General features: G+C 64.4%; 26 protein-coding genes. 16 read left to right on the forward strand and 10 right to left on the reverse strand.

The genetic code is table 11. The annotated features are described in order from the left end of the window. Nucleotides 1-51 precede the first annotated feature (51 nt). The 8 genes from IGS55_RS27410 to IGS55_RS27445 all read left to right on the forward strand — a co-directional run bounded on the left by IGS55_RS27410 (nt 52) and on the right by IGS55_RS27445 (nt 8,595). A complete protein-coding gene (locus tag IGS55_RS27410; RefSeq protein WP_230519417.1) occupies nt 52-480 on the forward strand; it encodes a DUF4259 domain-containing protein in 429 nt (142 codons plus the stop codon). 117 nt (nt 481-597) lie between these two features. Further along, nucleotides 598-1,476, forward strand: a complete 879-nt coding sequence (locus tag IGS55_RS27415) for an HlyC/CorC family transporter (RefSeq protein WP_034746750.1) — start codon at nt 598-600, stop codon at nt 1,474-1,476. 16 nt (nt 1,477-1,492) lie between these two features. Continuing rightward, on the forward strand, nt 1,493-3,082 hold the full coding sequence (lnt, locus tag IGS55_RS27420; RefSeq protein ID WP_230519418.1) for an apolipoprotein N-acyltransferase: 1,590 nt from the start codon (nt 1,493-1,495) through the stop codon (nt 3,080-3,082). Nucleotides 3,083-3,228: 146 nt separating this feature from the next. Further along, a complete protein-coding gene (gene glyQ / locus IGS55_RS27425) occupies nt 3,229-4,143 on the forward strand; it encodes a glycine--tRNA ligase subunit alpha (RefSeq protein ID WP_230519419.1) in 915 nt (304 codons plus the stop codon). Between the two features lie 37 nt (nt 4,144-4,180). Beyond that, entirely contained in the window at nt 4,181-6,283 is a 2,103-nt protein-coding gene (gene glyS / locus IGS55_RS27430; RefSeq protein WP_230519420.1) for a glycine--tRNA ligase subunit beta, read from the forward strand. Then, nucleotides 6,283-6,870: a D-glycero-beta-D-manno-heptose 1,7-bisphosphate 7-phosphatase gene (gene gmhB, locus IGS55_RS27435; protein WP_152253092.1), complete on the forward strand. Its 588-nt coding sequence runs from the start codon at nt 6,283-6,285 to the stop codon at nt 6,868-6,870. Before glyS ends, gmhB begins: the two co-directional genes overlap by 1 nt. A 16-nt stretch (nt 6,871-6,886) precedes the next feature. After that, nucleotides 6,887-7,627, forward strand: a complete 741-nt coding sequence (locus tag IGS55_RS27440; protein ID WP_034746739.1) for a lysophospholipid acyltransferase family protein — start codon at nt 6,887-6,889, stop codon at nt 7,625-7,627. 44 nt (nt 7,628-7,671) lie between these two features. Then, the gene (locus tag IGS55_RS27445) at nt 7,672-8,595 is read left to right on the forward strand and encodes a M48 family metallopeptidase (RefSeq protein ID WP_230519421.1); all 924 of its coding nucleotides are present in this window, start codon (nt 7,672-7,674) and stop codon (nt 8,593-8,595) included. A 112-nt stretch (nt 8,596-8,707) separates the two neighbouring features. On the opposite strand, the gene waaA is transcribed toward IGS55_RS27445, so the two are convergent. From waaA to IGS55_RS27465, 4 genes are all read right to left on the reverse strand, one after another. After that, the gene (gene waaA / locus IGS55_RS27450; RefSeq protein WP_230519422.1) at nt 8,708-9,982 is read right to left on the reverse strand and encodes a lipid IV(A) 3-deoxy-D-manno-octulosonic acid transferase; all 1,275 of its coding nucleotides are present in this window, start codon (nt 9,980-9,982) and stop codon (nt 8,708-8,710) included. A gap of 18 nt (nt 9,983-10,000) precedes the next feature. Next, nucleotides 10,001-11,023, reverse strand: a complete 1,023-nt coding sequence (gene waaC, locus IGS55_RS27455) for a lipopolysaccharide heptosyltransferase I (protein ID WP_230519423.1) — start codon at nt 11,021-11,023, stop codon at nt 10,001-10,003. 4 nt (nt 11,024-11,027) lie between these two features. After that, nucleotides 11,028-12,410, reverse strand: coding sequence for a phosphomannomutase/phosphoglucomutase (locus tag IGS55_RS27460; protein ID WP_230519424.1), 1,383 nt, complete (start codon nt 12,408-12,410; stop codon nt 11,028-11,030). A 96-nt stretch (nt 12,411-12,506) separates the two neighbouring features. Continuing rightward, nucleotides 12,507-12,815, reverse strand: a complete 309-nt coding sequence (locus tag IGS55_RS27465) for an H-NS histone family protein (protein WP_077408468.1) — start codon at nt 12,813-12,815, stop codon at nt 12,507-12,509. A 408-nt stretch (nt 12,816-13,223) separates the two neighbouring features. On the opposite strand from IGS55_RS27465, the gene IGS55_RS27470 reads away from it, so the two are divergent. The 7 genes from IGS55_RS27470 to IGS55_RS27500 all read left to right on the forward strand — a co-directional run bounded on the left by IGS55_RS27470 (nt 13,224) and on the right by IGS55_RS27500 (nt 19,668). Beyond that, nucleotides 13,224-14,063: a symmetrical bis(5'-nucleosyl)-tetraphosphatase gene (locus tag IGS55_RS27470; RefSeq protein WP_230519425.1), complete on the forward strand. Its 840-nt coding sequence runs from the start codon at nt 13,224-13,226 to the stop codon at nt 14,061-14,063. Nucleotides 14,064-14,156: 93 nt separating this feature from the next. Next, nucleotides 14,157-15,077 carry an AraC family transcriptional regulator gene (locus IGS55_RS27475; protein WP_230519426.1) on the forward strand — a complete coding sequence of 307 codons (921 nt, stop codon included), beginning with the start codon at nt 14,157-14,159 and terminating at the stop codon, nt 15,075-15,077. 129 nt (nt 15,078-15,206) lie between these two features. Continuing rightward, complete coding sequence (locus tag IGS55_RS27480) at nt 15,207-15,761, forward strand: carboxymuconolactone decarboxylase family protein (RefSeq protein ID WP_230519427.1); 555 nt, start codon at nt 15,207-15,209, stop codon at nt 15,759-15,761. 1 nt (nt 15,762) lies between these two features. Continuing rightward, nucleotides 15,763-16,848, forward strand: coding sequence for an acyl-CoA dehydrogenase family protein (locus tag IGS55_RS27485; protein ID WP_230519428.1), 1,086 nt, complete (start codon nt 15,763-15,765; stop codon nt 16,846-16,848). Continuing rightward, on the forward strand, nt 16,845-17,639 hold the full coding sequence (locus tag IGS55_RS27490; protein ID WP_230519429.1) for an ABC transporter ATP-binding protein: 795 nt from the start codon (nt 16,845-16,847) through the stop codon (nt 17,637-17,639). The genes IGS55_RS27485 and IGS55_RS27490 overlap by 4 nt, the downstream gene beginning before the upstream one ends. A gap of 17 nt (nt 17,640-17,656) precedes the next feature. Further along, on the forward strand, nt 17,657-18,901 hold the full coding sequence (locus IGS55_RS27495; protein WP_230519430.1) for an ABC transporter substrate-binding protein: 1,245 nt from the start codon (nt 17,657-17,659) through the stop codon (nt 18,899-18,901). Between the two features lie 2 nt (nt 18,902-18,903). Continuing rightward, nucleotides 18,904-19,668: an ABC transporter permease gene (locus tag IGS55_RS27500; protein ID WP_230519431.1), complete on the forward strand. Its 765-nt coding sequence runs from the start codon at nt 18,904-18,906 to the stop codon at nt 19,666-19,668. Here the strand turns inward: IGS55_RS27500 and IGS55_RS27505 are convergent. From IGS55_RS27505 to IGS55_RS27530, 6 genes are all read right to left on the reverse strand, one after another. Beyond that, entirely contained in the window at nt 19,665-20,411 is a 747-nt protein-coding gene (locus IGS55_RS27505) for a lysophospholipid acyltransferase family protein (protein WP_230519432.1), read from the reverse strand. The genes IGS55_RS27500 and IGS55_RS27505 overlap by 4 nt on opposite strands. A 146-nt stretch (nt 20,412-20,557) precedes the next feature. Continuing rightward, nucleotides 20,558-21,859 carry a dihydroorotase gene (locus IGS55_RS27510; protein ID WP_230519433.1) on the reverse strand — a complete coding sequence of 434 codons (1,302 nt, stop codon included), beginning with the start codon at nt 21,857-21,859 and terminating at the stop codon, nt 20,558-20,560. A 24-nt stretch (nt 21,860-21,883) separates the two neighbouring features. Beyond that, on the reverse strand, nt 21,884-22,849 hold the full coding sequence (locus IGS55_RS27515; RefSeq protein ID WP_034746695.1) for an aspartate carbamoyltransferase catalytic subunit: 966 nt from the start codon (nt 22,847-22,849) through the stop codon (nt 21,884-21,886). Continuing rightward, complete coding sequence (pyrR, locus tag IGS55_RS27520; RefSeq protein ID WP_034746692.1) at nt 22,842-23,366, reverse strand: bifunctional pyr operon transcriptional regulator/uracil phosphoribosyltransferase PyrR; 525 nt, start codon at nt 23,364-23,366, stop codon at nt 22,842-22,844. The genes IGS55_RS27515 and pyrR overlap by 8 nt, the downstream gene beginning before the upstream one ends. A gap of 39 nt (nt 23,367-23,405) precedes the next feature. Beyond that, nucleotides 23,406-23,804, reverse strand: a complete 399-nt coding sequence (gene ruvX / locus IGS55_RS27525) for a Holliday junction resolvase RuvX (RefSeq protein WP_230519434.1) — start codon at nt 23,802-23,804, stop codon at nt 23,406-23,408. Further along, nucleotides 23,801-24,403, reverse strand: a complete 603-nt coding sequence (locus IGS55_RS27530; protein ID WP_230519437.1) for a YqgE/AlgH family protein — start codon at nt 24,401-24,403, stop codon at nt 23,801-23,803. Before IGS55_RS27530 ends, ruvX begins: the two co-directional genes overlap by 4 nt. Before the next feature lie 386 nt (nt 24,404-24,789). On the opposite strand from IGS55_RS27530, the gene IGS55_RS27535 reads away from it, so the two are divergent. Continuing rightward, nucleotides 24,790-26,253: a cryptochrome/photolyase family protein gene (locus tag IGS55_RS27535; RefSeq protein WP_230519435.1), complete on the forward strand. Its 1,464-nt coding sequence runs from the start codon at nt 24,790-24,792 to the stop codon at nt 26,251-26,253. The last annotated feature ends 160 nt before the right edge of the window (nt 26,254-26,413 follow it).

The raw sequence follows: 26,413 nt of genomic DNA on the forward strand, positions 1-26,413 counted from the left end.
TAATCTGACCTACGTACAAATAGCGCCAACGCGCACACACAAGGACACACTATGGGCACTTGGGCCACTGACGCCTTCGGCAACGACTACGCCATGGATTGGGCGCAGGATTTGCACGAATATAAAACCCTGGAACTGGTCGAGACGACGCTCGACAACGTCATCGACAGCCAGGAAGCGGAACTGGAAGCACCGTTTGCCGCCGAAGCGCTGGCCGCGCTGGAAGTGATCGCGCGCCTGCAGGGCCAGCCTGGCGAGGGCGAGGATGACCCTGCCACCGCCGAGGTGGACGAATGGGTGGCCGCCTGCAAGAAGAAGGTGACGCCGCAGCTGCTGGAAAAAGCGCGCCTGGCCTTCGAGCGCATCACGGCCGAATCGTCGGAACTGCGCCAGCTGTGGCGGGACAGCGAGCATTTCGCCGACTGGCAGGCCGACGTGGCGGCCTTGCGCGCGCGCGTGCTGGGCCAGGAAGCGGCGTAAAACATCGCGCAACGGCGCACTTCAACGTATTAAATTTACATCAAAAGCGGGGAAATCCGGTATTGCCCCACTTTTGGTGTATCCTATATCCCTTCGCAACAACGGCTCACGCCTCCTATGCCCGAGCACCCTAGTGGCGTCAGAACTGACGTCAAGCCCCACCGGTCACTGTTTGAACGCCTGACCGCACTCATTTCCCCCGAGCCAGAGAACCGTGCAGAATTGCTCGAAGTTCTACACGATGCGCATGAACGCAAGCTGATCGACGCCGACGCCCTGTCGATGATCGAAGGCGTGTTCCAGGTATCGGATCTCTGCGCGCGCGACATCATGATTCCCCGTTCGCAAATGGATGTCATCGACATCAGCAAGCCGATCGAGGAATGGATGCCGGAAGTCCTGTCCACCGCCCACTCGCGCTTCCCCGCGATCGAGGGCGAGCGCGACAAGGTCATCGGCATCCTGCTGGCGAAAGACTTGCTGCGTTATTACGCAGAGGAAACTTTCGACGTGCGCGACATGCTGCGCCCCGCCATCTTCATCCCCGAATCGAAACGCCTGAATGTGCTGCTGCGCGATTTCCGCGCCAACCACAATCACATGGCCATCGTCGTCGATGAATACAGCGGCGTCGCCGGCCTGATCACCATCGAAGACGTGCTGGAACAGATCGTCGGCGACATCGAAGACGAATACGACTTCGACGAAGCCGAGGACAATATCCTCTCGCTCAAGGAAGGCCAGTTCGGCCCTCGCTGGCGTGTCAAGGCATTGACCGAGATCGAACAGTTCAACGAAGAAGTGGGCAGCCACCTGGTCGACGACGACGTCGACACCATCGGCGGCCTCGTGTCGAAGTACCTGGGCCGCATGGCGCACAAGGGCGATATTTTCGACCTGGGCAATCTGCGTTTCGAGGTGCTGCGCGCCGATGCGCGCCAGGTGCACGTGCTGCTCGTCGAGCGCCTGCCCAACGTGCCGGAACTGGAACTCTGACATGCGCGTGCTGTAAATGCGTTTCAGACGCGTCGATCCCAACGCCCCCGCCAAACCGCCCCGCAGCACGTGGGCGCGCATGCTGACTGCCGCCATCGCCGGCGCCGTCGCGGTGCTGGCGTTCGCCCCTTTCGGCTACTGGCCGCTGCAAATCCTCAGCCTGGGCGTGCTGTTCTACCAGGTGCTGCGCGCGGCGAACGTCAAGGCCGGCGCGCTGATCGGCTGGGCCTATGGCTTCGGCTGGTGCGCGGCCGGCACGCACTGGCTGTATATTTCCATGCACCGCTATGGCGACATGGCCGCGCCCCTGGCCGCCATCGCCGTGGCCTTGCTGGCCCTCTTGATGGCCATTTACGTGGCCCTGGCCATGGGTGCGGCCGCCTGGCTGCGCCAGCGCTGGGTGCTGTCCCTGCCCGCCATGACCTTGCTGGTATTGCCCGCCACGTGGACCCTGTTCGAATGGACGCGCGGCTGGCTGTTTACGGGTTTCCCGTGGCTGGCCACCGGCTACGCCCACAATACCAGCCCGCTGGGCGGCTTTGCCCCTGTTTTCGGCTCGTATGGCCTGGGCTGGCTGGCGGCGTTGTCCGCCGGCGCCCTGCTCTTGCTAGTCCACCCCCTGCACCGCACGCGCTGGTTTGCGCTGGGTGGCGTCATCGCGCTGTACGCGGCCGGCATCGGCTTGCAGTACGTGGCGTGGACCCACCCTGTCGGACGCCCGATCACCGTGCGCCTGCTGCAAGGGAACGTGCCGCAGCAGCAGAAATTCGACCCCGGCTTCGTGCTGGGCGCCCTGCAGATGTACCAGAGCGCCATCACCAGCGCGCCGGCCGACCTGATCGCCACGCCGGAAACGGCCGTCACCGTGCTGCCGCACCAGCTGCCGCCAGGCTATCTGGATAGCCTGGGCACCTATGCGCAGCAGACGGGCAGCACGATTTTGGTCGGCATGCCCGTGCTCGACGAGCAGCAGCGCTTCTACAATGCGGCCGTGGGGATCACGCCCAACGGCACGCCGGGCCCCTACTACCAGTACCGCAAGCACCATCTGGTGCCGTTCGGCGAATTCGTGCCGCCCGGCCTGCACTGGTTTGTCGCCATGATGGCCATCCCGCTGGGCGACATGGGCCGCGGCGCGGAAGTACAAGCGCCTTTGCCCGTGCGCGACCAGCTGGTGCTGCCGAATATCTGCTACGAAGACTTGTTTGGCGAAGAAATCGCCGGCCAGCTGGCCAGTGCCCACCGCCATGGCAAGCAGTCGGCGTCCGTGCTGCTCAATATCTCGAACCTGGCCTGGTTTGGCGACTCGATCGCCATCCCGCAGCATCTGCAGATTTCGCAGATGCGCAGCCTGGAAACGGGCCGCCCCATGCTGCGCTCGACGAACACGGGCGCCACCGCCGTCATCGACGGCAAGGGCGTCGTGCAAAGCCTGCTGCCGCCGGAGCAGCAAGCCACGCTGGCGGCCAAGGTGCAAGGCATGGGCGGCATGACGCCATACATTCTGTACGGCAATAAACTGGTGCTGGCCCTGGCCGCGCTGGCCCTGCTGACAGCCTTCCTGCTGTCACGCGCCACCCGCCGTGGCCGCGCCGCGCAGCAATAAGCGGCCGATATTGCCCGAAGAGTCACAGTGGGCCCGTAAAAACCGCTAAAATTAGCAAAACCCCGGCCCGGACGCGCTTGTTAGCAGCGTGCGGGCTTCAAGCAAACCTTAACAAAGCGCAGCCTCCCGCGCGGCGAACTCATACGATGCTCACATTTCAACAAATTATCCTGACCTTGCAAACCTATTGGGACAAGCAAGGTTGCGCCCTGCTCCAGCCTTACGACATGGAAGTCGGCGCCGGCACTTTCCACACCGGCACCTTCCTGCGCGCGATCGGCCCGGAGCCTTGGCGCGCCGCGTATGTGCAGCCGTCGCGCCGCCCGAAAGATGGCCGCTATGGCGAAAACCCGAACCGCATGCAGCATTACTACCAGTACCAGGTGGTCTTGAAGCCGGCGCCGGAAAACATCCTCGACCTGTATCTGGGTTCGCTGGCCGCGCTGGGCCTGGACTTGAAGCAGAATGACGTGCGCTTCGTCGAAGACGACTGGGAAAGCCCGACCCTGGGCGCCTGGGGCCTGGGCTGGGAAGTCTGGCTGAACGGCATGGAAGTGACCCAATTTACCTACTTCCAGCAAGTGGGCGGCCTCGATTGCAAGCCCGTGCTGGGCGAAATCACCTACGGCATCGAACGCCTGGCCATGTATCTGCAAGGCGTGGAAAACGTGTATGACCTGGTGTGGACCGAATGGGAAGAGAATGGTGTGACGAAGAAGCTGACCTACGGCGACGTCTTCCACCAGAACGAAGTGGAGCAATCGACCTACAACTTCGAGCACGCGAATACGGACCTGCTGTTCGAACAGTTCGGCAACTACGAGGCGGAAGCCAAGCGTTTGATCGAGCTGCAACTGACCCTGCCCGCCTACGAGAAAATCATGAAGGCGTCGCACAGCTTCAATATGCTCGATGCGCGCGGCGCCATCTCGGTGACGGAACGCGCCGCCTACATCGGCCGCGTGCGCACTCTGTCGCGCCTGGTGGCGCAAGCGTATTACGACTCGCGCGAGCGCCTCGGTTTCCCGATGCTGCCCGCCGCAGACCAAACCGCCGCCTAATTCGAGCCTCTACACCGCCGTACCTGACAAGAACACCATGAACCAAACACTGCTCATCGAACTGCTGACCGAAGAACTGCCGCCGAAAGCGCTGGCCAAACTGGGCGCCGCCTTCACGGCCGGCATCGTCAACGGCCTGAAAGCGCGCGACTTCCTCGAAGCCGACAGCGTCGCCACCAGCTACGCCTCGCCGCGCCGCCTGGCCGTCTCCATCACCAATGTGCGCGAAGTCTCGCCCGATAAGTCGATCCGCGAAAAAGTCTTGCCCGTCTCCGTGGCGCTGGACGCGAACGGCAACGGCACGCCGCCGCTGGCCAAGAAACTGGCCGCGCTGGGCTTCCCCGACCTGACGGTAGCCGACCTGGAACGCGCCGCCGACGGCAAGGCCGAAAGCTTCTTCTACACCTACACGGCGCCAGGCAGCCAGCTCGTCGCCGGCGCGCAAGCTGCCTTGACCGAATCGGCCGCCAAGCTGCCGATTCCAAAGCTGATGAGCTATCAGCGTCCGGACGGCACCACCGTGCAATTCGTGCGCCCTGCCCACAGCCTGATCGCCCTGCACGGCATCAATATCCTGCCACTGACCCTGCTGGGCCTCACGGCCGGCCGCACCACCCTGGGCCACCGCTTCCTGACCGACGGCGAACCGATCGCCATCGCGCACGCGGAAAACTATGCGCCATCGCTGATCCTCAACGCCAGCGTCATCGCCAGCAACGAGGAACGCAAGGAACGCATCCGCGCCCAGCTGCTGGACAAGGCCGGTGCCGACCAGGTGCTGATGCCCGAAGCGCTGCTCGATGAAGTGACGGCCCTGGTCGAATGGCCGGTCGTGTATGAATGCCACTTCGAGGAAGAATTCCTGGCCGTGCCGCAGGAATGCCTGATCCTCACCATGCAGACGAACCAGAAGTATTTCGCGCTGACCGACAGCGAAGGCAAGCTGCGTTCGCGCTTCCTGATCGTCTCGAACATCGAGACGGAAACGCCCGAGCACATCATCGGCGGCAACGAGCGCGTCGTGCGCCCGCGCCTGTCCGACGCCAAGTTCTTCTTCGAGCAGGACAAGAAGAAAACCCTGGCATCGCGCCTGCCGCTGCTGGCCAACGTCGTCTACCACAACAAGCTGGGCACGCAAGCGGCACGCACAGAGCGCGTCAAGTCGCTGGCCGGCGCCATCGCCGCCAAGCTGCAGTACGACGTGGCACTGGCCGAACGCGGCGCCCTGTTGGCCAAGGCCGATCTGCTGACCGACATGGTCGGCGAATTCCCCGAACTGCAAGGCATCATGGGCACGTACTACGCGCGCCATGATGGCGAGCCGGAAGAAGTGGCCTTGGCCGCCTCCGAACACTACCAGCCGCGCTTTGCCGGCGACAGCCTGCCGTCCACCGCCACCGGCACCGCCGTGGCCCTGGCCGACAAGCTGGAAACCCTGGTCGGCATCTGGGCCATCGGCCTGGCGCCGACGGGCGACAAGGACCCGTTCGCGCTGCGCCGCCACGCGCTGGGCGTGCTGCGCATGCTGCTGGAAAAACGCCTGCCATTGTCGATCCAGGGCTTGCTGGCGGATGCGGCAGCGCAGTTCGCGTCCATCCCCGGCTTCAAGGACCCGATCGCGGATGTGACCACCTTCATGCTGGACCGCCTGCGCGGCATCCTGCGCGAGCGCGGTTTCTCGCCGAATGAAATCGAAGCCGTCGTGGCACAGAATCCGGACCGCCTGGACGACATCGTGCAGCGCCTGGAAGCCGTGCAGGCATTTGCCGCTTTGCCGGAAAGCGCCTCGCTGGCGGCTGCCAACAAGCGCATCACGAATATCCTGAAAAAGAACGAGGAAGCCGTGAGCCAGGTCGCCGCCGGCGGCGTCAACGTGGCGCTATTGCAGGACGAAGCGGAGAAAAAACTGGCCGCCGCCGTCTCGCGCGTGCAGCCGGAAGTCGACGCGGCCTTTGCCAAGGGCGACTTCACCAGCACCCTGCAAACCCTGGCGCAGCTGCGCGACGACGTCGATGGCTTCTTCAATGATGTAATGGTGATGGCCGAGGATGTCGCCCTGCGCAACAACCGCCTGGCCTTGCTGTCGTCCCTGCACGGCATGATGAACCGCGTGGCCGACATTTCCAAGCTGGCGGCATAATGGGTACTCCGGCGCTGAAACTGATTATTCTCGACCGCGACGGCGTCATTAATCATGACTCGCCGGACTTCATCAAGTCGCCGGCCGAATGGCTGCCGATCCCCGGCTCGCTCGAAGCGATCGCCCGCCTGAACCAGGCCGGCTATCGCGTGGTGATCGCCTCGAACCAGTCGGGCATCGCGCGCGAATACTTCGACATGACGGTGCTGAACGCGATCCACCAGAAGATGCACACCCTGGCGCAGCAGGTGGGCGCCGATATCGACGCCATCTTCTTTTGCCCGCACGCGGGCGCGGACAATTGCGACTGCCGCAAGCCGAAACCGGGCATGTTCCATGAAATCTCGCAGCGCTACAACACCAGCCTGAAAGGCGTGCCCACGGTCGGCGATTCGCTGCGCGACCTGCAGGCCGGTTTCATCAGCGGCTGCGTGCCCTACCTTGTATTGACGGGCAAGGGCGAAAAAACCAACGAGACGGGTGGCCTGCCGCCGGGCACCCAGGTCTTCCCCGACCTGGCCGCCGTGGTCAGCCACCTGCTCAAGGCGCCAGCCGCACCGGCGCCCACCGTGGCATTGAGTATCTAATTTTCGGAGAACCGCATTGCGTAATATTTCCCTGTTCCTGCGATCACTGCTGTTCATGATCATCATGATCGTGGCCACCATCGTCTGGGCCTGCGTGTGCTTTTTTGCCGCGCCATTGAGCTACAACAAGCGCTATTGGGTCACCTCGCGCTGGAACGTGTTTATCCTGTGGTGTGCCAAGGTCATTTGCGGCATCCGCTATGAAGTCAAGGGCGCCGAGAACTTCCCCGACGCGCCGGCCATCGTGCTGTCGAAACACCAGTCGGCATGGGAAACCATCTTCTTGCTTCCCAGCCTGCCACGCCCGCTCGTGTATGTGTTCAAGAAGGAGATTTTGTACATCCCCTTTTTCGGCTGGGCCATGGCGCTGCTGCGCATGATCCCCATCGACCGCAAACAGGGCAAGCATGCGTTCAAGAGCGTCGTCGCGCATGGCAAGCGCCGCCTGGCCGATGGCCAATGGATTATCATGTTCCCTGAAGGGACCCGCATTCCCGTGGGCCAGGCGGGCAAGTACAAAAGCGGCGGCACGCGTCTGGCCATTGCCACGGGTGCCGTGGTGGTGCCGATTGCGCACAATTCAGGCGAGTGCTGGCCCAAGCAGTCATTCCTCAAACGCCCGGGACTGATCACCGTCTCGATAGGCAAACCGATTTCGCCGGAAGGGCAAACCCCGGACAGCATGATGCAACAGGTGGAAAATTGGATAGAATCAGAAATGCGCGTCATTTCGCCTCACGCCTACAACGCTGGCTAGACGGCATCAGCGCGGTCATCCAGGAGCCGACACTGCGCCAGCAGATGAAGACCATCAAGGTCGGCGACCAGCAACTGGATTTGTTCGCGCATGACGTCTCGACCAGCACGCCCCCGGCGGTGCGCCCCACGGCACCGCCAGCGCCGCCCGTGGCGCCACCGGTAGTGGCGCCCGCGCCGCCCATCGTTCGTCCCGCCCCGCCTCCCCTGCCTTCCCCGCCACGCACCGCCGATGGCCCGCCATTGCGCCAGCTGCAGCTGGGCAGCCACCTCGTCGAATTCGCGCTGCGCCGCTCCACGCGCCGTTCCATCGGCTTCATGATCGACGACAACGGCTTGCGCGTCACGGCACCCAAGCGCGTCACCCTGGCCGAAATCGACAACGCCATCCGCGCCAAGCAAAGCTGGATCGTCTCGAAGCTGCTGGAACGGGGCGAGCGCAAGGTGCAGCGCCAGCAGCGCCCGCCCGTGGCCTGGGTCGATGGCGCCGTGCTGCCCTACCTCGGTGGCGAGATCACCTTGCGATTGCACCAGGCGCCGCGCCACCGCGCCAGCTTCCAGCGCGACACGAATGAGCTGCACGTATGGGTCACGCCCACGGGCAGCGAGCAGCAATTGAAGGAAAAAGTGAAAGGCTGGTTCCAGCACGAAGCGCGCCAGCTGTTCGAGGCGCGCCTGGACGTATATGCGGACAAGCTGGGCGTGCGCTACGATTCGCTGTCGCTATCGTCGGCCGGCACGCGCTGGGGCAGCTGCACCATCGAGCGCAAGATCCGCCTGAATTGGCGCCTGATCCACTTCGCCCTGCCGCTGATCGACTACGTGGTGGCACACGAGCTGTCGCACCTGCTGGAAATGAACCACAGCCCCCGCTTCTGGGCCACCGTGGAATCGATTTATCCCGATTACGATGGCGCCAAGCAGGCGCTCAGAAAGCGCTCGCAGGAATTGCCGGCGCTGTTCACGTAGGCGCCTGTCGGATTACGCGCTCGCGCGCTAATCCGACCTACAGCTGCCATGATGGAAGTAGGTCGGATTAGCGCTAGCGCGTAATCCGACAACATTATTGGCCGCGCCGCCGTCACCGCAGCAGCGGTTGAATCGCCGCGATGGTACGCGGTGTGGCGCCCCGGTGCTGGTTGGCAAACGCCAGCGCCTTTTGCCCCATCGACGCCAGCTGCGCGGGATCCTGCAGCAATGCCGCCCCCTGCGCCATCAGCGCATCGGCGTCCTCCACCAGCGCGGCGCCGCCAGCGGCAATCGCCTGCTCCGTCACCAGCGCAAAGTTGAAGGTGTGGGGGCCGATCAGCACAGGCTTGCCCAGGGCGGCCGGCTCGATCAGGTTTTGCCCGCCCAGCGGCAGCAAGCTGCCGCCGACGAAAGCGCAATCGCAGGCCGCGTAATACGCAAACATTTCGCCCATCGAGTCGCCCAGCAGCACCTGCGTGCCCGCAGCAACGGCTGCGTCCTGCGCCAGGCCGGACCTGCGCTGCACGGCCAGGCCCTGCGCCGCGATCAATTTTTCCACCTCGTCGAAGCGCTGCGGATGGCGCGGCACGATCAGCAGCAGCGCATTCGCCGGCAAGCTGGCACGAATATACGCATCGAGGATCAGCTGCTCTTCTCCTTCACGCGTGCTGGCGCACAGCAGCACGGGACGCTGGCCGATGGCGTTGCGCAGCCAGGTGCCCGTCGCCAGCGCCGCCTCGGGCACGACGACGTCGAACTTGATGCTGCCCGTGACGACGACGTCCTGCACGCCCAGCTGGCGCACGCGATCGGCGTCGTCCTGCGTCTGCGCCGCCACCAGGGTGATGCCGCGCGCCGCATCGGCAATCAGCTTGCCCAGGCGCTGCGCCTTGCCCAGCGAGCGCTGCGACAGGCGCGCGTTGGCCAGCACCACGGGCACTTTGTAGCGATTGCACTGGTGGATCAGATTCGGCCACACTTCCGTCTCCATCAGGATGCAGATGCGCGGCGCGAAATGGCGGATGAAACGGGCCGGCATGGCACCCGTGTCGTAGGGCAGATAACTTTGCACGAGGCGCGCGCCGTGTTTGGCGAACAGGGATTTGCCGGTCGCGCGCCCCGTCGGCGTCATGTGCGTGAGGACGATGCGGCACGCGGGCCAGGCGGCCAGCAGCGCATCGATCAGGGGCTCGGCCGCGCGCGTCTCGCCGACGGAGACGGCGTGCAGCCAGATGGTGTTTGTAGCAGGCGCCGGCTGGCGCCCGTAAAAGCCCAGGCGCTCGCCCCAGTGCTGGCGGTAGCCGGGTTCCTGGCGTCCGCGCAGCCACAGCCGCGCCAGCACCAGGGGCAAGGCCAGCCACCAGGCGAGGGTATAAAGAAGTCGCATGATGATTGAATGTTAAAGTCAGGCGGGAGGATAGTCTGCCAGCAGGCGCCGTGCCGCGGCCAGCACTTCCGGCACGCCGGACGGCGCGCCTTTATCGCCCAGGTTGATGATTTTCGGCGACCAGTTGCCTTCCGTTTTCCACAGCGGCGAATCGGCATAGATTTCCACCGTCGGGCGCACGAAGGCGGCCGCGATATGCGTCAGCCCCGTGTCGACGCCGACCACCAGCGCCGCGTGGCGCGCCAGCAGGGTGGCATCGCCCATCGACAGCTTCGGCAGCACGCGCGCGTTCGGTAATCCGGCCGCCAGTTGTTCCGCTTCCGCCTTTTCCTTGGGCGAACCCCAAGGCAGCAAAATCGGCATCGGTGCGAGCGCCTGGCCCAGGGCGATCCAGTTTTCCGGCGCCCATTTCTTGGCATCGCGCGCCGTACCGTGGAAATACACGCAGTAGGGCGCTGCCCCCATCCAGTCCGGGCGCGGCTCGCTGCTTGACACTTCCGGCAAGCCGAAATCGGCCGGCGTGTCGACCGTGTAGCCGAGCGCCGCGGCGGCCACCAGGCGGCCGCGCGCTACCGCATGCGTGCGCGGATCGAGCGGGATGCTTTTCGTGTGAAAAATGCGCGAGATGCCTTCGTAGCCCGAGCCTTCGCTGCCATTGGCCAGGCCGACCTTCTGTCCGCCCGGCGCCAGGCGCGCGGCGCCCATGATGATGCCCGTCTTGAGCAAGCCCTGGGTATCGAACACATAATCGTAGTGCGTCTGGCGCAGGCTGCGGAAGAAGGCGGCGATTTCCGCGCGCGTCTCTTTCTTGCCCAGGCTCTTGCGCCAGCGCCGCAGCGCGAACGGGAAGATGGTATTGACACGCGGGTTCAGGCGCACCAGGCTGGTGTAGCCCTCTTCGACCACCCAGTCGATGGTCGCGTTCGGGAAATGGCGGGCGATGTCCGCCACCATCGGCAGGTTATGCAGCACGTCGCCCAGCGAGGACACGCGCACCAGCAGGATTTTCAAGGGCGCCTGTGCGCCAGGTTGAGCGGCCATGCTGTCAGAACGGCAGTACGGCGTCAGGTTTGGCGGCCAGGATCACGCTCTTGAACTGCCCTTGGATGCGCGCCAGCGCTGCCGGCGTTTCCGCTTCGAAGCGCATGACGATCACCGGCGTGGTGTTAGAAGAACGCGCCAGGCCGAAGCCGTCCGCGTATTCCACGCGCAAGCCGTCGATGGTGATGATCTGTTCATTGCCGGGGAAAACGGCGTCGCGGCGCAGCATGTCCATCAGCGCGACGTTCTCGCCTTCTTTCAGTTCCAAGTGCAGTTCCGGCGTGCTGTCGGACTGCGGCAGGGAGTTCAGCAAAGCCGAAGGGTCGGCTTCGCGCGTGAGGATTTCCAGCAGGCGCGCGGCCGAATACATGCCGTCGTCGAAACCGTACCAGCGGTCCTTGAAGAAGATATGGCCGCTCATTTCGCCGCCCAGCGGCGCCCCCGTCTCGCGCAGCTTGGCTTTCACCAGCGAGTGGCCCGTCTTGTACATCAGCGGCACGCCGCCATGCTTGCTGATCCACGGCGCCAGGTGGCGCGTGCATTTCACGTCGTACAAAATCTGCGCGCCTGGGTGGCGGGTCAGCACGTCGGCGGCAAACAGCATCATCTGGCGGTCGGGGTAGATGATCTGGCCATCCTTGGTGACCACGCCCAGGCGGTCGCCGTCGCCGTCGAAGGCGATGCCGATTTCAGCATCCGTCTCGGCCAGGCAGCGGATCAGGTCTTGCAGGTTTTCCGGGTGCGCCGGATCGGGATGGTGGTTCGGGAAATTGCCATCGACTTCGCAAAACAGTTCGATGACTTCGCAGCCCATGCCGCGGAACAGGTCGCCCGCGAACGCGCCGGCCACGCCATTGCCGCAATCGACGGCGATCTTGATCGGGCGCGCCAGCTTGACGTCGCCCAGGATGCGCTCGAGGTAGGCGGTGCGGATATCGTGCGTGGCATAGGTGCCCGGTTTGGCGCCGGCGCTGCCGTCGTGCGCGACGATGCTGTGGTACAGCGCCTGGATCGCTTCGCCGTGGATCGCTTCGCCGGCCAGCACCATCTTGAAGCCATTGTAGTCGGGTGGATTGTGGCTGCCCGTGACCATGATGCCGGAGCGCGTGTCGAGCACATTCGTGCCGAAATAAACCATCGGCGTGGCCACCACGCCCAGGTCGATCACGTCGACGCCTGCCGCTTGCAAGCCCTGCGCCAGCGCCGCCGTCAATTCCGGTCCCGACAGGCGGCCATCGCGGCCGATCACGACCCGCTGCTCGCCCTTGGCCAGGGCGGCCTGGCCAAATGCCTGACCGATCTTGTGGGCCACGCTGGCATCAAGGGTTTTAGCGATGATGCCGCGAATATCGTAGGCCTTGAAGATCGTTCTGGACAATGGAAGCATGGTGTGGCCGGTATAAGTAGGAGTAGGGTCAATAAGGTTCCTGGCAAGGTGCAGCGCGCGGCTGGCAGCTTGCTGCTGCGCCAAGAGTATACCGAATTATACGCGCAGCAGATCGATCGACTTGCCCGATTCCACCCACTGCCTGACCCACAGCGGCTGGCGGCCACGGCCTGTCCACTGCTCGGTCGCATTGTCAGGATGGCGGTAACGCACCGCGACTTTGCCCGTGCGCGGGTGCAAACCATCGAGTATCAGCTGTTTCAGCGGAATGCCCGCCTGCTGCGCGATGGCCATGATCTGTTCGCGCGCCTTGTTCAAGTCTTCGCGCTCGCGGCTGTTCAATTCCTGTTTGACATTATCTTCCAGTTTGCGCAATTCCAGCATCGTCATCGTAGACAGATCCATTGGTACATCCTTTATATTCATTTAAATAATAAAATCACGTGGAATATACTACATTGCATAAACATTTGCGCACCATTGCATAATCCATCGTCAATTTCATTATGCTCCCCGATTTATTTAGCGAACCAACATTAAGATTCAATGAAGAATATGCCGCAAGCATGCATGGAGGTGAATAAACGCAAATGGAATGGCATTCCCGCGTGCCTGTGCGGCATGCCGGCCGATTATTGCCGATATAGGGCGGCGTGACATGCAGCCGAATCAAATCCCCATGCGGAATAATCGGCGCCCGTGTTTTTCTTCCCGCCGGCCATGCGTGCAATCGGGCACCTGCCAGAAATGCACCAACGCCAAAGGCCTGCATGCTTATAATGCAGGCGCGTAGTCCACTTCACCCCGGCACATATGAAAACTTATTTTATCGGCGATCTGCAAGGCTGTCATGAGCAAACCGTTGAACTGATCGAACGGATCCAGGCGGCAGCGGATGGCCCGTACCGCCTGCTGTTCGCGGGCGACTTGATCAATCGCGGCCCGGCCTCGCTGGCCACCCTGCGCCACATTCACGCGCTGGCGCGGCAGGGCCTGGCCGACAGCGTCCTGGGCAACCATGACTTGCACCTGCTGGCCGTGGCCAACGGCATCCGGCCCGAGCATGCGTCCGACACCCTCGCCGAAATCCTCGATGCGCCCGACCGCGCGGAGTTGATCGACTGGCTGCGCCAGCGGCCACTGGCACTGGAGCACGATGGCCATGTGCTCGTGCATGCGGGCTTGCTGCCGCAATGGAGCGCGGCCCAGGCCCTGTCCCTGAGCGGGGAAGTGTCCAGCATGCTGCGCAGCGACGATTGGGTGGCGTTCCTGCGCACCATGTACGGCAACGAGCCAGCCGCCTGGCGCGACGACCTGCAGGGCGCCGACCGGCTGCGCTGCATCGTCAACGCCATGACGCGGCTGCGCTTTTGCACGCCGGACGGCGTGATGGACTTCAAGATGAAGGAAAGCGGCAGCCCGCCGCCCGGTTCCGGCCTGCTGCCCTGGTTCGACGTGCCGGGCCGGCGCAGCGCCGGCGACACCATCGTCTTCGGCCACTGGTCGGCGCTGGGACTGCAATTGCGGCCGCACCTGATCGGCCTCGACAGCGGCTGCGTGTGGGGCGGAAAACTGTCGGCCGTGTGCCTGGAAGACCGCTCGCTGCTGCAGGTCGACTGCCCCACGTTCCAGCAGCACAGCGGCAAACGCTAAGTGGCAACCATGGCGCGCATATGCTTAGTCGAAATCGGTCGTTGGCCTTGCCGCGCCTGGCCCGTATGATGGAGCTTTTGCCTTTGCCATCCCATGCATCCTGATACCGACAGACTGGCGCGCTGGCTGCTCGGCAGCCTGGAACTCGACACCGCCGTCCTGCATGTGGGCCAGTACTGCGGCCGCTGGCGCGCGTCCACGGCGGGCCGGGAACTGGGCAGCTTTCATCTGGTGCTCGATGGCCACTGCTATCTGCACCTCGACGGGGCGGCGCCGATCGCGCTCGGCCCGCGCGACGGCGTCTTCCTGCTGCGCGACTTGCCGCACTTTCTCAGCCCCCACAGCGACCCGCTGCAGGCGGTCAGCGCGCAAGCGATGCTGCCGCTGCAAACGCCCACGGAGCAGCCGGCGACGGCGCTGGCCTGCGGCTTCTTTCAATTTCGCGGCGCCCTCTCCGCGCTGATCGTCGACTCGTTTCCGCCGTATCTGCTGATACGCGGCGACGCGCCCGCCTTCAGCGCGGCCGCCGCCCTGTTCGACCTGATCCTGGCGGAGGCCGGCGGCGATCCGGAACAGCCGTCGCCGCTGATCGCGCGCCTGATCGAACTGCTGTTCTTTTACCTGATCCGCCATGTGGCGCAGGGCGAGCAGGTGGCGGCCGGCCTGCTGTCGCTGCTGCACCAGCCCGCATTTTCGCCGCTGCTCGAACGCATGCTCGACGCGCCCGCCGCCGACTGGTCGATCGAGAACATGGCCAAGGCGGCGTGCATGTCGCGCGCCAGCTTCTGCAAGCATTTCGCCAGCGCCAGCGGCCACTCGCCGGCCCAGTTCCTGCTCCTGCTGCGCATGAAGATCGCCGCGCGCCGGCTGCACGACGGCGTCTCCGTCGAACGCGCGGCCGAACTGGTGGGCTACCGCTCGCACGCCGCCTTCACGCGCGCCTTCAAAAGGGTCACGGGCGAGCAGCCGGGCGCCTACCGGCGCGACCAGCGATTGCGCCAGCTGGCCAGCTAAGCGCCAGCTGAAATCAAGGATCGCACAATCGCAGACGAACGAGCACAAAAGGACGACGCTGACGTCTGTTGCCTGCACGGCATGGCCGATATAATGACCGGGTGACTTACTAACTTAGCAAGGTACCCCATGTCCCGTCTGACGCTGCACACTCTCGATACCGCCCCGGCCGATAGCCGCCCCTTCGTGGAAAAGGCCATCGCCAACAATGGCTTCCTGCCCAACCTGATCGGCGTGCTGGCCAATGCCCCGCTGGCACTGGAAACCTATCTGACCGTATCAAGCATCAATGCGCGCGCCAGCCTGACGTTAATGGAACGCGAAGTGGTGCAGATCACGGCCGCGCGCATCCATGGCTGCGATTTCTGCATCGCCGGCCATAGCGCCGTCTCGCTGAAAAAAGCGGGCCAGACGCCCGACACGGTACGCGCCCTGCAGCACGGCCAGCCGACGAACGACGCCAAGCTGGACGCCGTCGCCGCCTTCGCCACGGCAGTCATCGCCACGCGCGGCGCCGTCAGCGACAGCGAATATCAAGCCTTCCTGGCCGCCGGCTACAACGAACAGCAGGCGCTCGAAGTCGTGCTGGGCATCAGCCTGGCCACCCTGTGCAATTTCTCCAACAGCCTGGCCGGCACGCCCGTCAATCCGCAATTGACGCCCTACCTGCCTGGCGCCGTCTGACATGGCGAACCTCACTCACTGGCTGCACATGCATGCCGACCAGCTCGACCAATCACCGGAACTGGCTGAAACCGTTTTACCTGCCCTCGCTGGCGACAAGTTGCTGGCCATCGGCGTGCCGCAGGAATACGGCGGCGCGGGCGGCGACGTGCGCGACGCCATCGACGCCATCGCCAAAGTGGCCGAGCAATCGGTGACGGCGGCCTTTGTCTTCTGGGGCCAGCGCTGCTTCATCGAATTCCTGCTGCAAAGCGAGAACCGCGCCCTGGCCGAGCGCCGCTTGCCCCGCCTGCTGGCAGGCACGCAGGCGGGCGCCAGCGGCCTGTCGAACGCCATGAAATTCTTGTCCGGCATCGAGCAGCTGCAAATCACGGGCGCGCGCCACGATGACGGCTTGCTCGTCGATGGCGGCCTGGCCTGGGTGACGAACTTGCGCAAGGCGGGCTTTGTCGCGGCGGCCGCCGTGGCGCCGGACGACGGCGCGCCACCCGTCATCATCGCCTTCGACAGCGGCAGCGCAGGCGTCACGCGCAGCGACGACCTGGACCTGATCGCCCTGCGCGGCAGCAATACGGCCTCCGTCAAGCTGGCGCAGGTGCACATCCCCGCCGCCGACATCATCAGCGACAATGCGCCAGCCTGGCTGCCGCAGGTGCGCCCATCGTTCCTCGGCATGCAGTGCGGCCTGTCGATCGGCCTGGCCCGCGCCAGCCTGGCCAAAGCGGCGCAGATTTCCGCCGGCTCGCGCAACCAGCTCACGCCACGCATCGAAGCGCTGCAAGCGACACTGGAAAGCGCCGTCGCCACCTTGCTGGCCGGCGTGCACGATGGCCGCTTCAAGACGCAGGCGCCAGCCATGTTCCGCCTGCGCATACAGCTGGCCGACGTGCTGCAGCAGGCGCTGATGCTGGAACTGCAAGCCATGGGCGGACGCGCCTACCTGAACGCCGAGCAGCAGGGCTTTGCCCGCCGCTGGCGCGAATCGTCGTTCATCCCCATCGTCACCCCCAGCCTGACGCAATTGCAGGCGGCCTTGCAGCTGTTCGACAGCCAGCGGGCGGCCAAGGCGGCGGGAGCGCAGGCATGAGCGTTGCCGATTGGGCCTTGCAGGCGCAGGACCTGAGCTTTTCCTATCCGGGGGCCGCGCCCGTGTTCCAGCACGTCTCGCTGGGCGTGCGCAAGCGCGAAATCGTCTGCCTGCTGGGCGGCAGCGGCTGCGGCAAATCGAGCCTGCTGCGCGTGCTGGCCGGCTTGCAGCCGCCATCGACTGGCGAGATCCAGTTCCTCGACGCTCCCATGCGCGAACCGGATCCGCGCAGCGCCCTCGTCTTCCAGCAAGCCAGTTTGCTACCCTGGCTGAACGTCACGGGCAATGCCGGCTTCGGCCTGGACTTCAAACACCAGCCGCAGCTCACGCGCGAGGCGCACCAGGCGCGCGTGGCGCAAGCCATCGAAGCGGTCGGCTTGAAGGGCCGCGAAAAACTGTATCCGTCCGCGCTGTCGGGCGGCATGGCGCAGCGCGTGGCCCTGGCCCGCGCGCTGGCGCGCGAACCGGAACTGCTGTTCGCCGACGAACCGTTTTCCGCGCTCGACGCCATCACGCGCGCCGAGATGCAATCGCTGCTGGTCGACGTCGTGCACCGCTGGCACACGGCCGTGCTGCTCGTCACGCACGATATCGATGAAGCGATCCTCGTGGCCGACCGCATCTTGCTCATGGGCGGCAAGCCGGGCAACATCGTGCGCGAATGGCCCGTCGCCATCGACCAGCCGCGCATCGGCCACAGCGCCGACGTCATCGCCCTGAAGATGGACATCCTCGACGCCCTGCAGGCGCTGCAAAAGCAGGACCAAGCGCCCGCCTTTGCCCCCAATTAATCGACCGGAACTTTCCCATGACATTCGAAGACCACAACAAACCCCTGCACATCTGCGCCTCGTCCGATTGCGACTGCGGCCTGACGCGGCGCGACTTCCTGCGCATGTCGGCCCTGGCCACGGCCAGCGTCGCCTCGCCGCTGCTGTTCGCCGGCGACGCCATGGCCCAGCAAGGACCGAAGGGCGACGACCAGCCCGTCAAAATCGGCTACCTGCCGATCACCGACGCCACCCCGCTGCTCGTCGCCCACGCCCGCAAGCTGTTCGAAGCGGAAGGCTTGCAGGCGGAAACGCCGCGGCTGTTCCGCAGCTGGGCGCAGATCATCGAAGCCTTCGTCGCCGGCCAGGTCAACGTCATCCACCTGCTGTCGCCGGCCACGCTGTGGGTGCGCTACGGCGCCAAGTTCCCCGCAAAGGTCGTCGCCTGGAACCACGTCAACGGGTCCGCGCTGACGGTGGCCAACGAGATCAACAAGGTCTCCGACCTGGGCGGGCGCACGGTCGCGATCCCGTTCTGGTACTCGATCCACAACATCCTGCTGCAGCAGATCCTGTCCTCGAACGGCTTGATGCCGGTCACGCGCGCGCGCAACGCGGCCATCAAGGCGAATGAAGTCAACCTGATCGTGCTGGCGCCGGCCGAAATGGTCTCGGCCCTGGCCAGCAAGTCGATCGCCGGCTACATCGTGGCAGAGCCGTTCAATGCGGCGGCGGAAAACGCCGGCATCGGCAAGATCCTGCGCTTCTCGGGCGACGTATGGAAAAACCATGCGTGCTGCGTCACCTTCCTGTCCGAGCGCGACATCAACACGCGTCCCGAATGGGCGCAAAAGGTCACCAACGCCATCGTCAAGGCGCAGCTGTGGACGCGCTCGAACCAGGTCGACACGGCCAAGCTGCTGTCGAACACGGGCGAGCACCGCTACACGCCGCATCCGCTGCAGGTGCTGACCAAGGTGCTGGCCACCACCGATTACGCCGGCTACGAAAAGCAGGGCCTGATCGTGCACAAGAACTGGCAGCAGCGCCGCATCGACTTCCAGCCGTACCCGTTTGCCTCGTACACGGAAGAACTGGTGCGCGCCATCGGCCGCACCAAGGTCGAAGGCGATACGCGCTTCCTGTCCAAGCTCGATCCGAAGTTCGCCGCGCGCGACCTGGTCGATGACCGCTTCGTGCGCAAGGCCATCACGGCGGTCGGCGGCCCTGCCGCCTTCGGCTTGCCGGCCAACCTGCTGCGCAGCGAAACCGTGGCGGTCTGACGATGGCGAGCAAGCTGTTCACGAAGTTCGGCCTGCCCCTCGTGGGGCTGGCCTGTGCCTTGCTGCTGTGGTCCATGGGCGTGACGGCGCTGGAGAAGTCCACGCCGATTGCCACCGCATTTGCGCCGCTGCCCACGGCGCTGGCGTTCAGGGAGATGGTGGGCGGTGCGGATATCTGGCTGCACGTGGTCTTGAGCCTGCAAAGGGTGGCCGTGGGCCTGGGACTGGCCATCGTCATCGGCGTGCCGCTCGGTGTGCTGGTGGCCATGTCGAAAAGCTTTTCCGGCGCGGCCATGCCGCTGTTCCAGCTGCTGCGCATGATTTCGCCGCTGTCGTGGATGCCGATCGCCGTGATGGTGCTCGGCGTCGGCGACGCGCCCGTGTACTTCCTGCTGGCGTTTGCGGCCGTCTGGCCTATCCTGCTCAATACGGCGGCCGGCGTGGCGCGGCTCGACCCGAACTGGCTGCTGCTGGCGCGCAGCCTGTCGGCCACGCGCAGCGAAATCGTCTTCAAGGTGATTTTGCCGGGCATCACGGCCGACATTTTGACGGGCGTGCGCCTGGCCATCGGCATCATCTGGATCGTGCTGGTGCCGGCGGAAATGCTGGGCGTATCGGCGGGCCTCGGCTACTTCATCCTCGACACGCGCGACCGCCTCGCGTATTCGGAACTGATGGCCGCCATCGTGCTGATCGGCATACTCGGCTTCACTCTCGACTACCTGGCCCGCGCCGCGCATGCGCGCTGGCTGCATGTGAAGAATTAAGCGGCCGTCTCCAGCGGCAGCGTAGCGGCCACGGCCGCCTGCGTTGCCGCCGCCAGCTCGCGCCGGTGCGCGTCCAGCGTCGCCACCGGCGCCAGGCAGGTCAGGCGCGCCGTGATGGGCGGGCCGCTCAAGATCGCCACCATGCTTTGCGCAAAACTCATGTCGCCGATGAAGTCGACGGCATGATGCAAAGCCCCCTTGTCATCCACATACACGAGCGCGAACGGCTGCACCGGCACTTGCGCGTCGATGGCCGCCTCGAACAGATTGGCGTGAAACGGCAGGATCTGCCCTTGCGCGGCGGTCGTGCCTTCGGGGAAGAATGCGATGCGTTCGCCCGCCGTCAATTTATCCACCAGTCCCTGGAAAATCAAACGCAAGTCGCGCTTGCTGCCGCGCGAAATGAAGATGGTGCCGGCGCGCCCGGCCAGCCAGCCCAGGATCGGCCAGGCGCGGATTTCCGCCTTGGCGACGAAACGGCACGGGTGGACGGCATTGATGACGAAGATATCGAGCCACGAAACGTGATTCGCCACCACCATCGCATGGTCGAGGGCCGGCACGCTGCCCGCCGGTTGCGCCACATGCACGCCGCAAATGTCAAGCAGCTGCGTCGACCAGCGGCGGATGCGCCGGTTGCGTCCCTCCAGGTCCAGCCAGGGAAAGAGCACGGCGCTCTTGGCCATGCCGCAGCTCAGGTGAATGGCGATGCGCGCGAGGCGGTAGGTAAGCAGAAGTTTCAAATGACACCAAGGTTGGAAGCAGATCCATACAGCCGCGTAGGTCGGCTTAGCTGCGCCGGCGAGGCGCTGCGTCAGCCGACAGGAGCCGCCATGGACTTGTCGGATTACGCGTACCGCTAATCCGACCTACGGCTCCGATACAACAATTAACGCTGAAACGCCACCTGTCCGGCAACGATGGTCGCCTTGACGATGCCGCTCAGCTCATAGCCGAGGAAAGGCGTGTGCTTGCCCTGGCTGGCCAGCGACGCCGACGACACGGTCCAGCGCGCGGCGGGGTCGAAGACGCAGATGTCGGCCGCTTCGCCCACGGCCAGGCTGCCGGCCGGGATGCCGGCGACACGGGCCGCGTCGGCCGTGACCTTGGCCACGGCGCGCGCCAGCGGACGTGCGCCCGCTTGCGGCTGCTCCAGTGCATAGTCGTCGGCCCATTTCAGGGCCAGCGACAGCAGCAGTTCCAGGCCCGTGGCGCCGGGCGACGCTTCGCCGAACGGCAGCAGTTTTTCATCGTCGTCGACGGGCGTATGGTCCGAGCACATGGCGTCGACCGTGCCATCGAACAGGCCGGCGCGGATCGCATCGCGGTCGCGCTGGCTGCGGAACGGCGGCGTGACCCTGGCGTTCGGGTCGAAAAAGCCGATGTCGGCGTCCGTCAGGTGCACGTGGTGCACGCCCACGTCGCAGGTGACGGGGAGACCTTCGGCTTTGGCAGCGCGGATCAGTTCCAGGCCCGCCGTCGACGAAATGCGGCACAGGTGCACGCGCGCGCGGCTGGCGCGCATCAGTTCAAAGATCGTGTGCAGCGCGATGGTTTCGGACATCACCGGCACGCCGGACAAGCCCAGGCGCGACGCCAGCGGGCCGCTGTGGGCGATGCCGCCACGGCCGATGTGCGGGTCTTGCGGGCGCAGCCAGACCGTGTAGCCGAAGGTGTTCGCGTACTGCATGGCGCGCAGCAGCACGGTCGTGTCCTCGATCGGCTCTTCCGCCTGCGCGAAGCCGATGCAGCCCGCTTCCGTCAGTTCCGCCATTTCCGTCAGCGACTTGCCCTTCAAGCCCATGGTCAGTGCGCCCAGCGGGTGCACGTGGGCCTTGTTCTGCGTCTTGGCGCGGTATTTCAGCATCTCCACCAGGCCCGGCTCATCGAGCACGGGATCGGTGTCGGGCGGGCAGACCAGGCTTGTGACGCCGCCTTGCAGCGCCGCCTGCAGTTCCGATTCCAGGGTCGCCTTGTATTCGTAGCCCGGCTCGCGCAGGCGCGCGGACAGGTCGACCAGGCCGGGGGAAACCACCAGGCCGGCCGCGTCAAACGTCGTGTCAGCCTTGAAGCCGGCCGGGGCGCTGCCCACGGCCAGCACCTTGCCATCGGCGATAAACAGGTCTTGCAAGCCATCGATGCCGTTGGCAGGGTCGATCAGGTGGCCGTTCTTGATATGTAGTGTCGTCATGCTCGCTTACTCGTCCTTGGGCTATCAGCCCTGATTACCAGCCAAAATACTCATCACCGCCATGCGCACGGCGATACCGAACGTCACCTGCGGCAGGATCACCGCCTGTGGACCGTCGGCCACGGCCGAATCGATCTCCACGCCGCGGTTCATCGGGCCCGGATGCATGACGATGGCGTCCGGTTTCGCCAGCGCCAGGCGCTCGGGCGTCAAGCCGTAGCTCTTGAAATATTCCTGCGCCGACGGCAGCAGCGCGCCGCTCATGCGTTCATTTTGCAGGCGCAGCATGATGATCACGTCGACGCCTTTCAAGCCTTCATCCATGTTGGTGAAGGTGCGCACGCCCATCTGTTCCAGGCCACCCGGCAGCAGGGTGTGCGGGCCGATGGCGCGCACTTCGGGCACGCCCAGGGTGGTCAGCGCGTGGATGTCGGAACGGGCCACGCGGCTGTGCAAAATGTCGCCCACAATGGCCACCGTCAGATTGGTGAAATCCTTCTTGTAGTGACGGATCGTGTACATGTCGAGCAAGCCCTGGGTCGGGTGCGCATGGCGACCGTCGCCCGCGTTGACGACGTGGACGTGCGGCTGCTTGGTGTCGATCAGGTGCTTGGCGATCAGGTAGGGCGCGCCCGACTGCGCGTGCCGCACGACGAACATGTCGGCATGCATGGCCGACAGGTTGTCGATGGTGTCGAGCAGCGACTCGCCCTTGCTGGCCGACGAGGCCTGGATGTTCAGGTTGATGACGTCGGCCGACAGGCGCTTCGAGGCGATCTCAAAGGTGGTGCGGGTGCGCGTGGAGTTTTCAAAGAACAGGTTGAAAACGCTTTTGCCGCGCATCAGCGGCACCTTTTTCACGTCGCGGTCGGAAATGCCGACGAACGAGGAAGCCGTGTCGAGGATGTGGTTGACGATAGACTTCGGCAAGCCTTCAATCGTCAGCAGATGTTGCAGTTCGCCGTGTTTATTCAGTTGCGGATTAAGCATGGTGGGTATCTATGGTGAGCGTGAATTTTCCATCGTCGGCTTGCTTCAGGACCAGGGCCTGACCCGGCGGCACGGCAGTGAAGGCGGCCACGAAATCGGCGGCCACCGGCAGTTGGCGTTCGCCGCGGTCGACCAGGGCGGCCAGCATGATCTTCGCCGGGCGGCCATAGTCGAACAATTCATTGATGGCCGCGCGCGTCGTGCGACCCGTGTACAGCACGTCGTCGACCAGCAGGATGGTGGCGCCGGCCACGTCAAAGCTGATTTGCGTCGGCTTGACGTCCGCATGCAGGCCCTTCTGGGCGAAGTCGTCGCGGTAGAAGGACACATCGAGCACGCCCAGGCGGTCGAGCAGGTTCAGGTCGCGCGCCAGGCGTTCGGCCAGCCAGGCGCCGCCCGAATGGATGCCGACGATGGCCACGTTGGGGATGCCCGCCAGGCCGCTCTGCACTTGCTGCAGCAAGACCCCGTACAGGGCCTCGGCGTCGAGTTGGGATGGATTCGTAGGATGCGGCATAGAGTTCTTAATCATTCAGGGAGGGAGTCTAGGGTCAGATTAATAATTCGCGTCGAAATACTGTTGCAGGATGATGGCGGCGGCGCGGTCGTCGATGACTTCACCGCGCTTGGCGGCGATGACGGCCGAGGAATAGCGCTCGTCGACCAGCTCTACGGGCAGGTTGAAGCGGCCATGCACCTGGTTGGCGAACCGGCGGCAGCGCGCGCTCATCTCGTGTTCCGTGCCATCGGGATGGCTGGGCAAGCCCACCACGATGCGGCTGGCGCCCCACTCCTTGATCAGGCTATCGATGGCGGCAAACTTCGGCTCGTTCGCCGTGGCCGTGATCACGCTGAGCGGCTTGGCCTGGCAAATCATGGTATTGCCGATGGCCACGCCGATGCGTTTCAAGCCGAAATCGAAGGCAAGGATGGTGTCGATGGCCTCACCGCTCATGCGTGGCCAGCCTCGCTCGCCAGCATGAGGGGATCGATACCGAGCAGCTTGATGGCCGCCACGTAGCGCTGCTCGATGGGGAAATCGAACAGGATGTCGGCCGAGGCGCCCACCGTCAGCCAGCCGTTGCGGCCGATCTCTTCTTCCAGCTGGCCCGGGCTCCAGCCCGAGTAGCCGATCGAGACGAGCATGCGCTCGGGACCATCGCCCTTGGCGACGGCTTCGAGCACGTCGATCGAGGTGGTAAACGCCACTTCATCGGTCACCGTCAGCGACGAGGAATAGCGCGCGCCCGGCGTATGCAGCACGAAGCCGCGGTCGTCCTGCACGGGGCCGCCGAACATGATCGGTTCGTTGATGATGGGCGTGTCGCTGCCGGCCGCCAGTTTCAGGTCGATGCGGTCGAACAGCACTTCCATGGTCATGTCGGTGGGCTTGTTGATGACGACGCCGAGCACGCCGTTTTCATTGTGTTCACACACGTACACGACCGTGCCGCCGAAGATCGGATCTTGCATGGCCGGCATCGCAATGAGGAAATGGTTGGCCAGATTCAGGGTGGAGGAACCGGTCGCGGCCGGTTCTCCCACACCCTGCATCAGACGATGTCCTGGTAGAGTCTGGTCGATTTTACTCTTTTTCATACGCGATGCTCTCTCTGTGGGCTTGCTGGCAAGTCTCGCTTACCCCGCTATCGTACGCCTGGCGCAAGCTGCCGCGAATCTTGGGCGGCGCGCACCGTGGTGCCAGGCGTTATTCTTGTTATCTTATAAATTAATGATCAATTCGCTATGCCTGCCGGCGCATTTCAATGCCAATTGTAAAATTGATTGCAAAATCGCTGTCGCACATAAAGTACCGCGAACATACCCGCTAGTTTACACTGAATTACCGCCGCAGCGACGCCAAAGGCACGACGCGAGCGGCCATAAAGCCCTGTTGGCGGCAAAAAATAGCCTATCTTTGACCCTGAACACGCGAAATAATGACAATCAAGACTTCCCTGGTGTGGTTCCGGCGCGATCTGCGCGCGTTTGACCATGCTGCACTGCATCACGCCCTGCGCCAGAGCCAGGCCGTGCATTGCGTCTTCATATACGACACCGCCATCCTGGCTGCGCTGCCGCGCCGCGACCGGCGTGTCGACTTCATCCATGCCAGCGTGGCCGAGCTGGCCAATGAGCTGCGCCAACTCGGCGGCGACCTGATCGTGCTGCACGCGGACGCGGCCGAGGCCATCCCGCGCCTGGCCGCCGAATTGAGCGCCGACGCCGTCTTTGCCAACCACGACTACGAGCCGCAAGCGATCGCCCGCGACGCCACGGTGGCGGCGGCGCTCACGCGCGACGCGCGCCTGTGGTTCAGCTTCAAGGACCAGGTGATTTTTGAAAAGGACGAAGTGCTGACGCTCTCGGCCAAGCCCTACACCGTCTACACGCCGTACAAGAATGCCTGGCTGAAGAAAATGCGCGCCGAACCTGCCTGCCTGGCGCCGTTCGATATCGAGCCGCATGCGGCCAGCCTGGCGCCGCCGCGCGCCGGCACGCCCGCGCCACTGCCCGCCCTGGACGATCTGGGTTTCGAGGCCGGCAACCTGGCCGAACTGGCCATCCCCACCGGCATGTCGGGCGCCAGCCAACTGTTCGAGGATTTCCTGCCGCGCGTGGCCCGCTATGACGTGGCGCGCGATTTTCCCGCCCTGAAGGGACCATCTTACCTGTCCATGCATCTGCGCTTCGGCACCGTCTCGCTGCGCTACCTGGTACGCACCATCGTCGACCTGATGGACCGGGGTGGTGGCGGCGATGGCGCGCCCGTGTGGCTGGCAGAACTGATCTGGCGCGATTTCTACGCCATGATTTTGTACCAGAACCCGCATGTGGAAGGCGGCGCCTTCAAACCGGCCTACGACGCCATCGCCTGGGAAACGGGGCCTGACGCCGATGCCGCGTTTGCCGCCTGGTGCGAAGGGCGCACCGGCTATCCGCTGGTGGACGCGGCCATGGCGCAGCTGAACCAGACGGGCTATATGCACAACCGCCTGCGCATGGTCACGGCCTGCTTTTTGATCAAGGATCTGGGCATCGACTGGCGCCGCGGCGAAGCGTATTTCGCGCTGCACCTGAACGACTTCGACCTGGCCTCGAACAACGGCGGCTGGCAATGGGCTTCGTCGTCGGGCTGCGACGCCCAGCCCTACTTCCGCATCTTCAATCCCGTCACGCAGTCGGAAAAATTCGACGCCAGCGGACGCTTCATCCGCCGCTACCTGCCGCAGTTGAAGGCGCTGGGCGACAAGGAAATTCACGCGCCCTGGCTGGTGCCGCGCATGCTGCTCGAGCAAAAAAACATCGTGCTGGGACGCGATTATCCGGAACCGCTGGTGCGGCACGACGAGGCGCGCAAGGAGACCCTTGAGCGTTATGCCGTGGTGAAGGTGGCGGCGTAATCAGGTAATTGATTGGCATTACGGTGATGTCGGGTTACGCGCTGCGCGCTAACCCGACCTACCCGGCATGCGCCGTCAGTCAACAGGCGTAGATACTGTTATCCCCGTCAAGCGGCGTGCAAGGCCGGATCAAATATTTTTCCCGACCTGAGCACGCCGA

Origin of the sequence: Janthinobacterium sp. EB271-G4-3-2 (assembly GCF_020858035.1) — a bacterium.
GTDB classification, from domain to species: Bacteria; Pseudomonadota; Gammaproteobacteria; order Burkholderiales; family Burkholderiaceae_D; genus Janthinobacterium; species Janthinobacterium aestuarii.

Excerpts from the sequence above, each read along its gene's own strand:
- IGS55_RS27410 (WP_230519417.1), top strand. The coding sequence starts at position 52 with ATGGGCACTTGGGCCACTGACGCCTTCGGCAACGACTACGCCATGGAT.
- IGS55_RS27415 (WP_034746750.1), top strand. The coding sequence starts at position 598 with ATGCCCGAGCACCCTAGTGGCGTCAGAACTGACGTCAAGCCCCACCGG.
- lnt (WP_230519418.1), top strand. The coding sequence starts at position 1,493 with ATGCGTTTCAGACGCGTCGATCCCAACGCCCCCGCCAAACCGCCCCGC.
- glyQ (WP_230519419.1), top strand. The coding sequence starts at position 3,229 with ATGCTCACATTTCAACAAATTATCCTGACCTTGCAAACCTATTGGGAC.
- glyS (WP_230519420.1), top strand. The coding sequence starts at position 4,181 with ATGAACCAAACACTGCTCATCGAACTGCTGACCGAAGAACTGCCGCCG.
- gmhB (WP_152253092.1), top strand. The coding sequence starts at position 6,283 with ATGGGTACTCCGGCGCTGAAACTGATTATTCTCGACCGCGACGGCGTC.
- IGS55_RS27445 (WP_230519421.1), top strand. The coding sequence starts at position 7,672 with ATGAAGACCATCAAGGTCGGCGACCAGCAACTGGATTTGTTCGCGCAT.
- waaA (WP_230519422.1), bottom strand. The coding sequence starts at position 9,982 with ATGCGACTTCTTTATACCCTCGCCTGGTGGCTGGCCTTGCCCCTGGTG.
- waaC (WP_230519423.1), bottom strand. The coding sequence starts at position 11,023 with ATGGCCGCTCAACCTGGCGCACAGGCGCCCTTGAAAATCCTGCTGGTG.
- IGS55_RS27460 (WP_230519424.1), bottom strand. The coding sequence starts at position 12,410 with ATGCTTCCATTGTCCAGAACGATCTTCAAGGCCTACGATATTCGCGGC.
- IGS55_RS27465 (WP_077408468.1), bottom strand. The coding sequence starts at position 12,815 with ATGGATCTGTCTACGATGACGATGCTGGAATTGCGCAAACTGGAAGAT.
- IGS55_RS27470 (WP_230519425.1), top strand. The coding sequence starts at position 13,224 with ATGAAAACTTATTTTATCGGCGATCTGCAAGGCTGTCATGAGCAAACC.
- IGS55_RS27475 (WP_230519426.1), top strand. The coding sequence starts at position 14,157 with ATGCATCCTGATACCGACAGACTGGCGCGCTGGCTGCTCGGCAGCCTG.
- IGS55_RS27480 (WP_230519427.1), top strand. The coding sequence starts at position 15,207 with ATGTCCCGTCTGACGCTGCACACTCTCGATACCGCCCCGGCCGATAGC.
- IGS55_RS27485 (WP_230519428.1), top strand. The coding sequence starts at position 15,763 with ATGGCGAACCTCACTCACTGGCTGCACATGCATGCCGACCAGCTCGAC.
- IGS55_RS27490 (WP_230519429.1), top strand. The coding sequence starts at position 16,845 with ATGAGCGTTGCCGATTGGGCCTTGCAGGCGCAGGACCTGAGCTTTTCC.
- IGS55_RS27495 (WP_230519430.1), top strand. The coding sequence starts at position 17,657 with ATGACATTCGAAGACCACAACAAACCCCTGCACATCTGCGCCTCGTCC.
- IGS55_RS27500 (WP_230519431.1), top strand. The coding sequence starts at position 18,904 with ATGGCGAGCAAGCTGTTCACGAAGTTCGGCCTGCCCCTCGTGGGGCTG.
- IGS55_RS27510 (WP_230519433.1), bottom strand. The coding sequence starts at position 21,859 with ATGACGACACTACATATCAAGAACGGCCACCTGATCGACCCTGCCAAC.
- IGS55_RS27515 (WP_034746695.1), bottom strand. The coding sequence starts at position 22,849 with ATGCTTAATCCGCAACTGAATAAACACGGCGAACTGCAACATCTGCTG.
- pyrR (WP_034746692.1), bottom strand. The coding sequence starts at position 23,366 with ATGCCGCATCCTACGAATCCATCCCAACTCGACGCCGAGGCCCTGTAC.
- ruvX (WP_230519434.1), bottom strand. The coding sequence starts at position 23,804 with ATGAGCGGTGAGGCCATCGACACCATCCTTGCCTTCGATTTCGGCTTG.
- IGS55_RS27530 (WP_230519437.1), bottom strand. The coding sequence starts at position 24,403 with ATGCAGGGTGTGGGAGAACCGGCCGCGACCGGTTCCTCCACCCTGAAT.
- IGS55_RS27535 (WP_230519435.1), top strand. The coding sequence starts at position 24,790 with ATGACAATCAAGACTTCCCTGGTGTGGTTCCGGCGCGATCTGCGCGCG.